At 43.4% G+C, this 14,783-nt stretch carries 13 protein-coding genes; 5 read left to right on the forward strand and 8 right to left on the reverse strand.

Annotated features, from left to right (window positions below):
- Positions 1-2: 2 nt before the first annotated feature.
- Positions 3-1,166 carry a Gfo/Idh/MocA family protein gene (locus tag COR50_RS01795; RefSeq protein ID WP_098192384.1) on the reverse strand — a complete coding sequence of 388 codons (1,164 nt, stop codon included), beginning with the start codon at positions 1,164-1,166 and terminating at the stop codon, positions 3-5.
- Between the two features lie 21 nt (positions 1,167-1,187).
- Positions 1,188-2,471, reverse strand: a complete 1,284-nt coding sequence (locus COR50_RS01800; RefSeq protein WP_098192385.1) for an MFS transporter — start codon at positions 2,469-2,471, stop codon at positions 1,188-1,190.
- A gap of 778 nt (positions 2,472-3,249) precedes the next feature.
- Between COR50_RS01800 and secA the strand changes: the two genes are divergently transcribed.
- From secA to COR50_RS01830, 5 genes are all read left to right on the forward strand, one after another.
- Positions 3,250-6,594: a preprotein translocase subunit SecA gene (secA, locus tag COR50_RS01810; RefSeq protein WP_098192387.1), complete on the forward strand. Its 3,345-nt coding sequence runs from the start codon at positions 3,250-3,252 to the stop codon at positions 6,592-6,594.
- Between the two features lie 85 nt (positions 6,595-6,679).
- Complete coding sequence (gene deoC / locus COR50_RS01815) at positions 6,680-7,345, forward strand: deoxyribose-phosphate aldolase (RefSeq protein WP_098192388.1); 666 nt, start codon at positions 6,680-6,682, stop codon at positions 7,343-7,345.
- A gap of 29 nt (positions 7,346-7,374) precedes the next feature.
- Entirely contained in the window at positions 7,375-7,806 is a 432-nt protein-coding gene (locus COR50_RS01820; RefSeq protein WP_098192389.1) for an SPOR domain-containing protein, read from the forward strand.
- Positions 7,796-8,971: a M20 metallopeptidase family protein gene (locus tag COR50_RS01825; RefSeq protein ID WP_098192390.1), complete on the forward strand. Its 1,176-nt coding sequence runs from the start codon at positions 7,796-7,798 to the stop codon at positions 8,969-8,971. The genes COR50_RS01820 and COR50_RS01825 overlap by 11 nt, the downstream gene beginning before the upstream one ends.
- Before the next feature lie 32 nt (positions 8,972-9,003).
- On the forward strand, positions 9,004-9,837 hold the full coding sequence (locus COR50_RS01830; protein WP_098192391.1) for a CvfB family protein: 834 nt from the start codon (positions 9,004-9,006) through the stop codon (positions 9,835-9,837).
- A gap of 65 nt (positions 9,838-9,902) precedes the next feature.
- On the opposite strand, the gene COR50_RS01835 is transcribed toward COR50_RS01830, so the two are convergent.
- From COR50_RS01835 to COR50_RS01860, 6 genes are all read right to left on the reverse strand, one after another.
- Entirely contained in the window at positions 9,903-10,646 is a 744-nt protein-coding gene (locus COR50_RS01835; RefSeq protein ID WP_098192392.1) for a hypothetical protein, read from the reverse strand.
- 4 nt (positions 10,647-10,650) lie between these two features.
- On the reverse strand, positions 10,651-11,022 hold the full coding sequence (locus tag COR50_RS01840) for a GntR family transcriptional regulator (protein WP_098192393.1): 372 nt from the start codon (positions 11,020-11,022) through the stop codon (positions 10,651-10,653).
- A gap of 10 nt (positions 11,023-11,032) precedes the next feature.
- Positions 11,033-11,866 (reverse strand): hypothetical protein, encoded by an 834-nt coding sequence (locus COR50_RS01845; protein ID WP_098192394.1) that lies wholly within the window; start codon positions 11,864-11,866, stop codon positions 11,033-11,035.
- Positions 11,856-12,716 carry an ATP-binding cassette domain-containing protein gene (locus COR50_RS01850; RefSeq protein ID WP_098192395.1) on the reverse strand — a complete coding sequence of 287 codons (861 nt, stop codon included), beginning with the start codon at positions 12,714-12,716 and terminating at the stop codon, positions 11,856-11,858. The genes COR50_RS01845 and COR50_RS01850 overlap by 11 nt, the downstream gene beginning before the upstream one ends.
- A 254-nt stretch (positions 12,717-12,970) precedes the next feature.
- A complete protein-coding gene (locus tag COR50_RS01855) occupies positions 12,971-14,248 on the reverse strand; it encodes a serine hydroxymethyltransferase (protein WP_098192396.1) in 1,278 nt (425 codons plus the stop codon).
- A gap of 75 nt (positions 14,249-14,323) precedes the next feature.
- Positions 14,324-14,728, reverse strand: a complete 405-nt coding sequence (locus COR50_RS01860; protein ID WP_098192397.1) for a transmembrane 220 family protein — start codon at positions 14,726-14,728, stop codon at positions 14,324-14,326.
- Positions 14,729-14,783 lie beyond the last annotated feature (55 nt).

Raw genomic sequence — 14,783 nt, forward strand, 5'->3', positions numbered from 1 at the left:
AATTACACTTCGAAAGTTGTCCATTTAGCATCGCTTTCATTGGAACGAACCACGTTGTCGATGAAAGCCATACCGCGAACACCATCCTTCACCGTTGGGAAATCCAAGGCTTCGGGACTAGCTTCCGTTTGATCTATTTTTGCCGCTAAGCTCAATGCAAAGTTGCGGTAATGGTTACCGAATGCCTCCAGGTAACCTTCCGGGTGACCACCGGGCGTACGGGCATTATGCGTAGCGAAAGACGACAGGTGCGCACCACCGTTGCCGGCACGGTATACTTCGGTAGGTTTATCCAACCATTTTACCAGCAAGGTGTTGGGTTCATGTTGCGCCCATTCCAGGCCTCCGTTTTCGCCGTACACGCGGAGCTTCAAAGCATTTTCTTCACCCGCGGCTACTTGCGAAGCCATTAATACACCCGCGGCACCGTTGTTATATTTTATCAATACAGCGCCATCATCATCCAGCATACGGCCTTCCACCATGATATTCAGATCTGCACAAATTTTTTCAGCTTGCAAACCGGTAACATATTCTGCCAAATTAAAAGCATGTGTACCGATATCACCCATGCAACCGCTTTTGCCGGAACGCTTGGGGTCTGTTCTCCATGCGGCTTGCGCATTTCCTTCGCGTTCGCTCAAACGGCTCAACCAACCTTGAGGGTACTCCACCCATACTTTACGAATTTTACCGAAAGCGCCCGAAGCCACCATCTGGCGGGCTTGTTTTACCATCGGGTAACCGGTATAGGTATGCGTGAGCAACAAACTTAAACCTGTTTCTTCCACCTTGGCAGCCAATTGCTTCGCTTCTTCCAGGTTAAGGGTAATCGGTTTTTCGATTACCACGTGAAAACCTTTATCCAATGCCATCATAGCCGGTTCGAAGTGAGCGAAATTCGGCGTCACGATCGTGATAAAGTCCAAGCGCTCATCCGCAGGTTTTGCAGCTTCCGATTCCAGCATGGTTTTAAAATCTGTATAAATACGGTCTTTATCCAGGAATAACATTTCACCGGATTCTTCCGCGATAGTAGGATTGACACTCAACGCGCCCGCTTTCAACTCGATCAAACCATCCATGTTAGCAGCGATACGGTGGATGGCCCCGATAAAAGCATCCTTTCCGCCGCCGATCATTCCCATTCTAAGTTTCCTATTCATAAATTTAAATCGCTTTAAAGATTATGCAGTTTGAGTTTCTAATTTTACTTGTTTCTTGCCTTTCATCGCGAAATACAGGATCGCGAATGCTACGATCAGGATGCATGGAATGATCAGGATGATCTTCAATACTTCCGGTCCGGATGCAGATTGCGCCTGTGCATAAGCCATCGCTTCCGTGGTACCTTGAGCAGCCTTCACATATACATCGTAAGCGGCGCCGGCAGGTAATTTCTCAGCGATGATCGTATCGAAGTGTCCACCGATAAAATAAGTGAAGATCGATACGGCAAACATCCCGATACCACCCACAAGGTTCATACCTAAAGCCCCGGATTCAGGGATATATTCCGAAACGAATCCCAGCATGCAAGGCCAGAAATAAGTCACACCCATACCGAAGATGATCGCGGCAACGAATACCATGGATCCTGAAACGGTTGCCATCAGGTAAAGACCGATCGCGGATAAGATCGCGGAACATAACAGTACGCCGGTCGTAGACATCCTATGTACGATTGGCCCGGCAAAAGCCCGTCCCAAAGTTTGTACACCGGCCGTGATGGCCAAGATGATGATACTGTTTTCTACCACGTTCCTCATCAGGATTTCGATCCATTGGCCGGTATACAGCTCGGTAATAGCGGTTCCAGCCATCAGGATAAATATGATAATAAATAAAGGGCTACCGATCGCTTTGTACATCCTGGTGTTGGATACACCCGAAGCCACCCTTTCTGTAAGCGGGAACTTCAAGCGTAAGAACATATAACCATACAAGAAAGTAGGTATCAACATGGTTGCCATCAACCATTTATAACTGACACCCAATTGGCCGCCGAGATAATACGATATCAGGGTACCGATCACGATACCGCCGGGGAACCAAAGGTGGAAGTGGTTTAATTTCGTTGTTTTGTTCTCCGGGAAGATAGACACTACCAGCGGGTTACAGGCCGCTTCCACGGTACCGTTGGCCATACCGATAAATAAAGTAGAGATAAATAATTCCCAGAAACCGGTCGCGAAAATAGTTAACAAGATACCGGCAAGGTGCAGGATAAATGCAGCCACCAACAGGTTTTTCATACCAATTTTATCAACTATAAAACCACCGATCACCACCGCCAGGGGGAACCCCCAAAAAGCAGTACTGGTGATAATGGCCAATTCCTTCATATCAAGATGGAAAGCAACTCCCAAGTTGTTTAATATCCCGGCACGGATACCAAACGACAATGACGTCACCAATAACGCCAAGCAGCTGGCCACGAATAGTTTTTGCGGTTGGATAGACTGTTTCATGAACGTGAATTTTTTTTGTTTTAAGCGTGTTTACGAACTTTTAAATTTAAAAAAAGTAATTACATATTCCCATCTTTTTTATGATGGACAGCATAGATATATAAATAAAACATATAAACTATATGATAGATGAACCAAGTACGGTGACTGATTCTTGCACGCTGACATCAAATTTTCAGGGGAAACGGCTTACGTAAATACTCAAACTACAATGTGTCTAAAATACACATTAGTACAGCACAAGATAATCCATATTTGGAAAAACACAACATGAAACCATAAAATCGCCAGGGGTTTCCCGGGGACAATGCTTCGGCTCTTGGGAATGGATACATTCAATTTTCGACTATTACACCAGCGGTAATGGACAGGGAAATATGCCTTTTTTGCATATACTGCAACTTTTTAGCACTCAAATTGACGGTATCACCGCAAAATAACCGCCGCCATAATAATCGCGCGATTAAATTTTGGTTAATGATCCGCCCGTTCAAAGCCTGCTGTACTTTAGCTAAAAATGAATTACATAATAAAAAAATGTGAATTGATATGCTTTTTAACTTAATCTTTCTATATTTCGCACCGATTCTTGTTATCTTTTAGCTTAATTTTACAGGCCTTACTACAATTGTAGCAAAACTGTCAGCTTGGCATTAAAAAGTAAGCAAGCACAATATTTGACTGGTTTTTATCTTTACGGCCCAACTTTTTGCAGCCAACTGTATAAAAACCGGTATGAAAATATTGGAAATTGATCATTCGTAATACGTAATTAAACATGTTAGGTTTTTTAACAAAACTATTTGGAGGGAATAAATCTGAACGGGACATCAAGGAAGTGATGCCGATGGTCCAGCAGATTAACGAAGAATATGCCCGCTTATCTACACTTACTATAGACGAACTGCGTAACCAAACACAGATCTTCAGGCAAAAAATCAAGGAGCATCTTGCTTCTATCGACGAAAAAATCGCCCATTTTAAAGCCGAAGCCGACAAGGTAGAAGATGTAAACGAAAAAGATCTTTCCTATCAAGAAATTGATAAACTCAAAAAAGAACGCGATAAAGAAATCGAGGTGATCCTCGAAAAATTATTGCCGGAAGCATTCGCAACCGTAAAAGAAACGGCCCGCCGCCTTTCCGAAAACCCAACCATCACATCCAAAGCCACCGAGCTGGATCGTAAGTTGGCCGTTACAAAAGATTATGTATCTATAGATGGCGATAATGCCACCTGGAAAAATAGCTGGTCCGCCGCCGGCAACATCGTAACCTGGAACATGGTTCACTACGATGTACAGTTGATCGGTGGTAGCGTTCTGCATAAAGGTAAAATCGCGGAAATGGCAACAGGTGAAGGTAAAACGCTCGTTTCTACCCTACCTGCTTACCTCAACGCGTTGGCCGGTGAAGGTGTTCACATCGTTACCGTGAACGATTACCTCGCCCGTCGTGACTCCGAATGGAACGGGCCGCTGTTCGAATTCCTCGGTATCACGGTAGATTGTATCGATAAACACCAACCGAACTCCCCGCAACGCCGTGCTGCTTACCAAGCAGATATCACGTACGGTACGAACAACGAATTCGGTTTCGACTACTTGCGTGACAACATGGTGCACAACCCGGAAGAAATGGTGCAAAGGAAACACCACTTCGCCATGGTCGATGAGGTGGATAGCGTGTTGATCGATGATGCCCGTACCCCCTTAATCATCTCCGGCCCGGTGCCCCGCGGTGAGGAACAGGAATATTACGCTTTAAAGCCGAGGATCAAACAATTGGTAGATCAACAAAAGAAAGTGACCAACCAATTCCTGATCGAAGCGAAAAAATTAATTGCCGAAGGTAAGGATGATCCTAAAACCGGCGGATTAGCATTGATGCGCGCTTGGCGCGGTTTGCCGAAGAGTAATGCCCTGATCAAGTTCTTAAGTGAACCGGGGATGAAAGTGTTGTTGCAGAAAGCGGAAAACTATTACCTCGCGGATCAACAAAGGGAAATGCCCAAAGTTGATGAAGAGTTATACTTCCATATCGATGAGAAGAATAATTCCGTGGATCTTACCGAGAAAGGTATTGCCATGATCACCGGTTCAGGTGAAGATCCCAACTTCTTCATCATGCCGGATGTAGGTAGCGAAATAGCGGAAATTGAAAAATTACCGTTAAGCGCCGAGGAAAAACTTCAGAAGAAAGATCAATTGTTGCAGGATTTTGCTTTAAAATCCGACAGGATACACTCCATACAACAATTGTTGAAAGCATATACCTTATTCGAGATAGACGTAGAATATGTTGTTATTGACGGTAAGGTTAAAATCGTGGATGAACAAACAGGTCGTATCATGGAAGGCCGCCGTTATTCCGACGGTCTGCACCAAGCGATCGAAGCCAAGGAAGATGTGAAGGTAGAAGCTGCTACGCAAACTTTCGCCACCATCACCTTGCAAAACTTCTTCCGTATGTACCATAAGTTAGCCGGTATGACGGGTACCGCGGTTACGGAAGCAGGCGAGTTCTGGGAAATTTACAAGTTGGACGTGGTTTCCATTCCAACCAATATCCCGATTGCCCGTAAAGATTCTGAAGACCTGGTTTATAAAACCAAGCGCGATAAATTCAGGGCCGTTATCGAGGAAGTGAAGAAACTTAAAGAAGCCGGTCGCCCGGTATTGGTGGGTACAACTTCCGTTGAGGTTTCCGAATTATTGAGCAAGATGCTCACCTTCGAGAAGATACCTCATAACGTACTGAACGCGAAACAGCACGCCCGTGAAGCACAGGTAGTTGCCGAAGCTGGTTTGGCCGGCGCCATCACCATCGCCACCAACATGGCCGGTCGTGGTACGGATATCAAGCTCGGCCCCGGTGTGAAAGAAGCTGGCGGTTTGGCTATTATAGGTACAGAACGCCATGAAAGCCGCCGTGTTGACAGGCAGTTACGCGGTCGTGCGGGACGTCAAGGTGATCCGGGTTCTTCCCAATTCTTCGTTTCGTTGGAAGATGACTTGATGAGGATGTTCGGTTCCGAGCGGATCGCTTCCCTGATGGATAGGATGGGTTATAAAGAAGGCGAGGTAATCCAGCACAGCATGATTACCAAATCCATCGAAAGGGCCCAGAAAAAAGTAGAAGAAAATAACTTCGGTATCCGTAAACGCTTGTTGGAATATGATGATGTGATGAACAAGCAACGTACCGTGATTTATAGCAAACGTAACCACGCCTTGTTCGGTGAACGTTTAGCAATAGATATCGACAATGCTTTCTATGATGCGGCGATGGGCATCCTTGAGAAGAACCGTGCTCAAGGCGATTACGAGACCTTCAAGCTGGATGCTATCCTGAACTTCACCGTCGATACCACGATCAGCGAAGAAGAATTTGAAAAAGGTAATATGAATGCCATCGCTGAAAAATTATATGCAGAGGCGAAAGCACATTACACTCACAAAACTTCCGAAGTGGTTACCGGTACCTTACCTGTAATTGAACAGATCTACCGCGAACAAGGTCAAAATATCGAGAATATCTCCATTCCATTTACAGATGGTAAAAAAGGTATCAACGTATTGGCAAACCTTAAGAAAGTAGTTGATACGAAAGGTAAAGAAACCATCGGTGCGTTGGAACGCAGCATCACGCTGGCCTTGATCGATGAATCATGGAAGGAGCACCTGCGCGAGATGGACGAATTGAAACAATCCGTACAAGGTGCGGTTTACGAGCAGAAAGACCCGTTGTTGATCTACAAACTTGAAGCATTCAAGTTGTTCAAGGAAATGGATGATAATACCAGCCGTGAAATTGTTTCATTCTTGTGTAAGTCAGGCATCCCCGTGAGCCAAGATCAACCGGCCAACCAGCAAAGGCAAGCAGCGCCACCGCAACAAATCCGTGAAGGTCGTGAAGAAAAAACCGATATGAGCCGCATGAGGGCATCGCACCAGGAATTTTCTAACGGGCAACCGGAACAACAAGCGGAACATTATACCAATGGACCGGATACTGACGTAAAACAAGAGCCCGTTCGCGTAGGCCCCAAGGTGGGTCGTAACGATCCCTGCCCCTGTGGTAGCGGGAAGAAATTCAAGCAGTGTCACGGTAAAGACCAATAATTACGAATAAATCATTATAGTCACAGCGTTGCACAGCTTTCAAGAGTTTGCAACGCTGTCTTGTTTTATATAAAACCGTTTTCGGATGAAGACCATCAACCGTTATATTGACCATACGATACTAAAACCTACAACCACGCTAAACGAGATTAAGAAGTTGTGCATGGAAGCCGTGGAGTACAATTTTGCAGCCGTATGCGTGCCACCGCCATTCGTGAGGATTACAAGCACTTTTGTCGGAAATACCGATACCAAGGTAGCCACCGTTGTAGGATTCCCCTTCGGCTATGCCGCTATCGAGGCCAAAGTAGCCGAAACCGTGATGGCGATTTTAGATGGCGCCGATGAAATTGATATGGTCGCCAACATTATCGCGATTAAGGGCGGGGACTGGGAATTTATTGAGAAAGAAGCCGCCACGGTACTGTCGTTGGTTCACAGTAAAGGGAAGGTGTTGAAAATCATCATCGAAAGTGGCATATTATTGGATGAGGAAATCATTAAATGTTGCGAAATTTACGGGAAGTTAGGGGTTGATTTCGTTAAAACCAGCACCGGCTATGCCGAGAAGGGTGCCACTTTGGAAGCGGTTGCCTTGATGAGAAAACATTTACCCGCAAATATTCAGATAAAAGCTTCGGGCGGGATTCGTACCTTTGCCTTTGCAGAAGCATTGATCGCGGCTGGGGCTAACCGGATAGGAGCCAGTGCCAGCGTGCAGATCATGAAAGAAAGCTTAGCTCAATCATAAACCGGTTTAACTGGTGATTAAAAATATATATGATGCATAAATTTATTTTTTTACCGGCCTTGATGTTTTTATTTGTAACTGTAGCCCGTGCTCAAGAAGTGAGTGATGGTTCCATCAAGGTTGTAAAAGACGGTCGAATCGAAGCATTGATCAAGAAGCAAGTATACGTGAACACCCTAGCACTACGCAACCCACCCGGTTTCCGGGTACAAGTTCTTTCCACCAACAAAAGAAATGAGGCTACCGCTGCTAAAACTAAGTTGATGCAAGCCTTTCCTGACTACAGGACTTACCTGGATTACCAGGCGCCTTATTTCAAAGTTCGCGTGGGCGATTTCCGCAGCCGGGAAGAAGCCACGGAACTTCGTAATAAACTATCCAACTTTTTTCCCGCTGGCGTATTCGTAGTGCCTAGCATCATCAACGTAACGCCAGGCAAAGAAATGATCAATGAAAACTAAAATACATTCCCTAGCAAAACAATATGCACAAGAATTTATCAATGTAAGAAGACACTTACATTCACACCCGGAACTTTCATTTCAAGAATACGAAACCAGTAAGTTCATTCAACAACAACTCGATCAATACGGGGTTTCTTACCAAGCCGGTATTGCCGGAACAGGCATCGTGGCTATTATCGAAGGTAAAAATCCCGGGAAAAAAGTCATCGCGCTACGTGGCGATATCGATGCTTTGCCGATATTGGAAGCCAACGATGTTCCATACAAGTCGCAACACGAGGGCGTAATGCACGCCTGCGGTCACGATGTGCATACAACCTGTATGCTCGGCGCCAGCAAAATTTTAAACGAACTTAAGGATGAGTTTGAAGGAACCGTTAAGATAATTTTCCAACCCGGCGAAGAAAAACATCCGGGCGGCGCCAGCCTGATGATTAAGGAAGGCGTATTGGAAAATCCCCATCCCCAGGCAATTCTAGGCTTACATGTTCAACCTACCATGGAAGCGGGAAAACTAGGTTTCCGTGCAGGAGAATATATGGCCAGTGCCGATGAGATCTACATCACGATCAAGGGTAAAGGCGGTCATGCCGCCGCCCCGCATCTTACCGTGGATACCATCTTGGTGGCTTCGCATTTAGTGGTGAGCTTGCAACAAATCATCAGCCGAAACAACAATCCATTCACACCATCTGTTTTATCCATATGCGCGTTCAATGGCGGATTTACAACCAACGTGATCCCCAGTGAAGTGAAATTGATGGGAACATTCAGGGCGATGGATGAAACCTGGCGTTTTAAAGCCCATGAATTAATCAAGAAGCAGGCTACAGAACTGGTACACGCGATGGGTGCGGAGATTGAAATGGAAATACTGGTGGGCTACCCTACCTTAATCAACAATGAGACCGTTACCGGTAAAGCCCGTAGCTTGGCAGAAGAATACTTGGGTAAAGAAAAAGTTGATGACACGGAATTACGGATGGGCGCTGAAGATTTTGCCTTCTATTCCCAAGAAATCCCGGCTTGCTTTTTCCGCCTGGGAACAGGGAATAAGTCGCGCGGCATTACTTCCGGCGTACATACCCCCACATTCGATGTGGATGAATCTGCTATCGAAGTCGGTATGGGTACAATGGCTTACCTGGCAACACAATTTTAAATAATTCAGCTATATAATAAACTGCTACACGCATGGTAAAAATTGGTCAATACAACCATTTAAGAGTCAAGAAGCTGTCCGATTTTGGCGTGTTTCTCGATGGTTACGGGGAGCTGGAAATTTTAATGCCCAAGCGCTTTGTCCCGAAGGATACAAAGGTGGGCGATGAATTGGAAGTCTTTATTTATCATGATTCGGAGAACCGCCTGACGGCCACCACGCAAAAACCGAAAGGCATTGTAGGCGATATCGTAAACCTGAAAGCCGTTAGCACTACGCCGCAAGGCGCTTTCCTGGATTGGGGTTTGATGAAAGATATATTTGTCCCCCTTTCCCAACAAGTACATAAAATGATCCCGGGACAAGAATATCTCGTGAAAATTTATCTCGATGAAAGAACAGGAAGGGTGGCTGCAACCGAGAAGTTAGAACGATTTTTATCGAATGATGAATTGAGCGTCAATATCCTCGACCCGGTTAAAGTGACTATTTACAGGAGAACGGATCTCGGCTTTGTTGTCATCATCAATAATAAACATACCGGAATCTTGCATAAAAATGAGATATTCCGCCCTGTCGATACCGGTGAAACTTACGATGGATATATCAAGAATATCAAGCGGGATAAAATTGATGTTGTTCTCGGTAAACCCGGTTATGACAAGGTAGAAGATGAGGTTGACAAAGTGCTGCGCCTGCTCAATGAAAATGATGGTTACTTACCTTATCATGATAAAAGCGACCCCGAAGAGATTTATGATTTCTTCGGTATGAGTAAGAAGACCTTCAAGATGATCACCGGGAATTTATATAAACAGAAGAAAATCATTTTTACCCAGACCGGCATCAAACTGATTACGGATTGATGACGGATTGCGGAATTTCAAGGATTTATTTTACATTAAAACGGGACATAAAAATGTCCCGTTTTTTATTTATTATATTTCAACATGATAGATTCTTTGTCTTTTATTTGAGACCAATATTTTGTCGGTACAATCATTTCTCCACCATTTACATTGCTGAATAATGTTTTGATATTGCAAGACGTATCGATTTGTGCACTTGAATTATTAGACACATCCAAACGGAGCGTGTCCACGAAATAATGGCTCATAAATGCGTAAGCCTGGTTATTTAAACTTACCGATACAGATCGTGGATAGTCGTCTTGGCCAGATTGGTTCAACAAATGCAGATCGGCTTTATTACTCGATATTGACTCCAATTCATTAACATATATAATTGTAGATGCACTATTAAAACCGTTGTAATCATATTTTAACGGCTCGGGAATTTTTAGATCTACGAAAAGGGTGTCATTTTTTATATTGTATGAAACACAACCTTTAGAATAATTATTTCTTACGATCCGCTGGGTATCGTTGGGAGCAATAATGACGAATACGTTTAGTGCGCGGGTATTGCCCCAGGTTTCTACCTTTTTATCTTCCCCGGTTACTAGGTCCTTTTTGTAAATATTAAAGGTACCGTCTACGGATATATGGTGGAAACCAGGAGCCGCTTCGATTATTTCTTTAACTGGAACTCTATTCATTTCCGGTTTGTCAAAATGCCCCGCCTCGTATTCCTTAGCCATAATGAAATTGCCGAACACCAGTGTCCCGGCCAGGACAAGTATAAAAGCGATTAATAGATATATAGAGGTTTTCATAAACCTAATTATTTTGAGATTGTAAATATGTTTGATATTGTTGATGTAAGTCCTTCCAATCTATATCCAATAAGAATACCTTGTGAAAAAAAGCAGGTAATTCTTCTTTGATAAAATGTTCCTTACGTGTTTTAACAATGATATTTTTAGCGCCCGGATCGATGAAATATCCTAGTCCGCGCTTTGTATAAATAATACCTTGCTGTTGTAAATATTCGTAAGAACGCATGATGGTATTGGGATTTACCGCAAGTTGTACAGCCAATTCTCTTACAGAAGGAATTTTTTCATCCTGCAACCAAGCGCCGGATTGTACCTGGTCACAAACATATTCAGCAATCTGCAAGTAGATAGCCTGTGTTTGATTAAAATCCATTGTAAGTAATTTAACGGGTTAATTCTTGTTCCTGTGTCCTCTTGTAGCCTATATAAAACGAAAATATCAACAACAGCAAGAAAAGGATAATCATGATATTCATATAATTTAGCGGCATCCACACGGTTTCATCGGCGTGGAACCCATTGTGAGTATTATATTGGAGTTGAATTTTATTCAGTCCATTCTTGTCACCCACGAATAAATCCTTTACCGGCAAATCCATATGCCTGCGGGGACTACCCTCCGGGGGTTGCTTCCCCCCGGCGATCCATCTTGCCAAGCCATTGTCCACGATTTCCGTGGAAATCATGTAAACCAAAATCCCTAAACCCAATTTGACATAGAAATATTTCCGGATGAAAACAATCAACAAAGTAAATACCATGCAAAACCTTAAATATGGCGCTACCAAGTACTGGAATTTGTCGTATATCATCGTATCGGTGATACCACCGAGGTAGTTTATGTAAATTAAATCCGTAAGCTTGATAATGATCATACCGGTTATAATACAACAGGCGGGGAATATAATATAACTAATGATGAAAGCTACCAAGGCTTTCTCTGCTAGGCTTGCAGGTAATATGAGCAGGCTTGCGCCTTCTTTCTGTAATAAGGGCTTGAATATGAAAATGTTCAAGAAACAGATACCGATGGTCGAGGCAATTAATATTACCTGGATACGCGATTGATTATATCCGGAGGGCTCTATCACCAGTTCGAAAGCCAACATTCCTATGATAAGCAGGGATAAGAAAATAAACAACCAGGTAAAAATTTTCCGGTTGATATTCCAATGCAAACGCATTAAATTTAAGATACGGGAAAGGTTAAACGGCATGTACAATATTTTTATGGCCAGAAAATAAAGAAGCGAAATAATCGGGCTGTTCCATCGCTGCATTGAACAACATCTCCAGGTTTACCGGTGATGATAAATGATGCCGGTTTTCCTGTATGATAGCATAACCCAGCAGGATGTTTTCGCTATAGACCAGGTGATCATTACCTTCCAATTGCTTCACGATATTGAAATACAGTTTATGACCAATCTCTTCGATCGAGCTATTCACCAGCACCTTGTCATCCTGTAAAATGATGATATGATCCACCAGGTTATTCAATTCCAACATCTGGTGCGAACTGATTACGATACATTGAAAAGGTTGTACCATCCCGGCCAACAGCTTATTGAAGTTCTTCCGGGAAGTGATATCCAAACCGTTTGTCGGCTCATCCAAAAAGATATATGGTACATTGGTAGACAATGCAAACGCTAACATTGCCTTTTTCAATTGCCCATGGCTTAGATTGGATAGCTTTTGACCGGGTGAGACTTCAAACTTCGCCAAGCATTCATCAAAAAAATCGGGGTTAAAATCTGGGTAAAATTTCCCGAAACTCTTGGCATAATTCTTCGCGGAAATTGAAGGCGCATCGGGATTATCCGGCAAATAATAAATCTCGCGGAAAAAGGATAGCTGCCTTTTCCTAGGTTCATTTCCGCCTACTAGTATTTCGCCGGAACCCGGGAATAATAAACCTGACAATAAACCTAGCAAGGTAGATTTGCCGATCCCGTTCTTTCCCAGTAAACCGTAAACCTTACCCATATCGAGTTGCAGGTTCACATCGTTCAAAACCTTTTCTTTACCGCGATAAGCATAAGATACATTCTTGATACTGATCATAATAGTTAGATTAAATGATAAATATTTAGTGTATTAGTAAACTAGTACACTGCAAATGTAAAAAGCCTTTTCGATATTTCAAATATTCCTGCAAATTTTTCTTTAGGGCAATTAAATTTTGATAATAATAGGCGGGCGTAGCGGGTAAATCCGGCTTACAAAAAAGAAAGCCAAGGACTGCAATCCTTGGCTTTCTTTTACTTCATATTATATAACTATGTAAAGTACTGATCATTAATAGTACCTTAAATCTTTTACATTTCCGGGTACAGCGGGAACTGTTTCATGTACTCGTTCACTTCTCCGCGCAGCTTCGTGATAAGCGTTTCATTATCGGCATCCATCAATAATTGATCGATCCAGTTAACGATTTGGGGCATATCCGCTTCTTTCAGTCCACGGGTTGTAATAGCCGGCACACCGATACGGATACCGGAAGTTACGAACGGCGATTTATCATCGAACGGAACCATGTTCTTATTAATGGTGATATCTGATTTCACCAAGGTTTGTTCCGCTTTTTTACCGGAGATATTCTTATTCCTGAGATCAATCAGCAACAGGTGATTATCTGTACCGCCGGAAACAATTTCGTAACCTTTTTCCAAGAAGCTGGTAGCCATAGCTTGCGCATTCTTGACAACCTGGTGTGCATATTGCGTATAATCGTCACTGAGAATCTCGAAGAAGGAAACTGCTTTGGCAGCAATCACATGCTCCAAAGGTCCGCCTTGAATACCCGGGAATACGGCAGTATCGATCAGCGAACTCATCATGCGGGTTTCGCCTTTCGGGGTTTTTAAACCGAATGGATTTTCGAAATCCTTACCCATCATGATCATACCGCCACGTGGGCCACGTAAAGTTTTGTGTGTAGTCGTAGTAACGAAATGACAATGTTCGAATGGTGAATTGAGCAAGCCTTTGGCAATTAATCCCGCGGGATGCGCGATATCAGCCATCACGAAGGCGCCGATCTTGTCGGCAATAGCGCGGATGCGGGCATAATCCCAATCACGGCTATAAGCAGAGGCGCCGCAAATAATCACTTTGGGTTTTTCTTGCAAGGCCACTTTTTCCATCACGTCATATTCAACGCGACCTGTTTCTTTATTAACACCGTAGAAAAAGGGTTGATATAATTTACCGGAAAAGTTCACGGCGGAACCATGCGTGAGGTGACCACCCATGCTCAGGTCGAGGCCCAGTATTTTATCGCCGGGTTGCAAGATGGCCAATAATACGGCGGCATTAGCTTGAGCGCCGGAGTGCGGTTGCACGTTAGCATATTCGATACCGAAGATTTGTTTAGCACGGTCAATAGCCAATTGTTCGCTGAGATCTACCACTTCACAACCGCCGTAATACCTTCTTCCAGGGTATCCTTCGGCATATTTATTGGTCATCACGTTACCCATGGCTTGCATAACCTGCAAGCTGGTAAAGTTTTCAGAAGCAATCAATTCAATGCCATGACGTTGTCTTTCCAATTCTTGGCGAATGATATCAAATATTTGCTGGTCTCTTTGCATGTCGCTATAAAATTTCGCACAAAAATAAATGAAAGCTGGATCAATTACAATCTAGGAATTGGTTTGCATAGGAAATTAGCGATGATTTTTCTTTATACGCGTATGCTTGCTATTTTTCTGGGATACATACACGAGGTTTACCAAGAGGGTAATTATCATCAGGAAAAGTCCGAAGAACTCGCGGGTTTCTTCAATCCAAGGCTTTTCGGCTTGCATGGTAGCGGCAATATTTTCATGTTGATGCTCGCTAACCCAGTTTAAAACACCGTTCTGATCAAAAAACAAGTAGGCGGCATAACAGAGGTAAATAAAAATGCCAAGGCTATATAAATTTTTATACCACTTCCCGCCGGCGGCCAATCCGCAGAGAACAGCCGTATAAAGATACAATGGAATCCAAAGGTAAAAATCGGGATCATTGTACTGTAATCCTGCGAAGATGGTAAATAAAACACAAGCTATAATATTAAATACCTTCATAGTTATATATTAATAATGATCATTTTATAAGATAAACTTACAGCAATTGACAGAC

It is taken from the genome of Chitinophaga caeni, from assembly GCF_002557795.1.
GTDB classification, from domain to species: Bacteria; Bacteroidota; Bacteroidia; order Chitinophagales; family Chitinophagaceae; genus Chitinophaga; species Chitinophaga caeni.